Source organism: Mesorhizobium sp. M7A.F.Ca.US.014.04.1.1, assembly GCF_003998745.1.
In the GTDB taxonomy this organism is placed as follows: Bacteria; Pseudomonadota; Alphaproteobacteria; order Rhizobiales; family Rhizobiaceae; genus Mesorhizobium; species Mesorhizobium ciceri.
In genome coordinates, this window is the sequence record NZ_RZRW01001489.1 from 1 (window position 1) to 416 (window position 416).

Here is a 416-nt window from a genome sequence, read left to right on the forward strand (position 1 = left end):
ATCGTCGACAGCCATGAGGAGATTTCGGCCGCCTTCGCCGAGGCGGAAATGCTGCTGCAGGACGCGCCCGATCTTGGCGATCTGCAATTGCAGCTCGAACAGTCCTCGGCCAATGTCGCCCGCGACCGCGCCGCGCTTGCCGATGCGCGTGCGGTGCATGAGGGGCTGCGCCGCGAAGCCGAGGCGCGCGCGCGCCGGCTCGATGCCATTGGCGCCGAACGCAGCAATTGGCTGGAGCGGGCCGAAAACGCCTCGACGCAGATCGCCTCGCTTGGCGAACGCAAGGCCGAGGCCGAGGCCGAACGCGAGCGGCTGGCGGATGCGCCCGATGAAATCGACGCCAAGCGGCGCGCCCTGCTGTCGCAGCTCACCGAGGCCGAAACCTTGCGCAAGGCGGCGGCCGACCGTCTGCAGGA

At 69.5% G+C, this 416-nt stretch carries 1 pseudogene; it reads left to right on the forward strand.

Features of this window, described 5'->3' with window-relative positions:
• Window positions 1-416 (forward strand): annotated as a pseudogene (locus EOA22_RS37275) (chromosome segregation protein SMC); the annotation flags it as partial.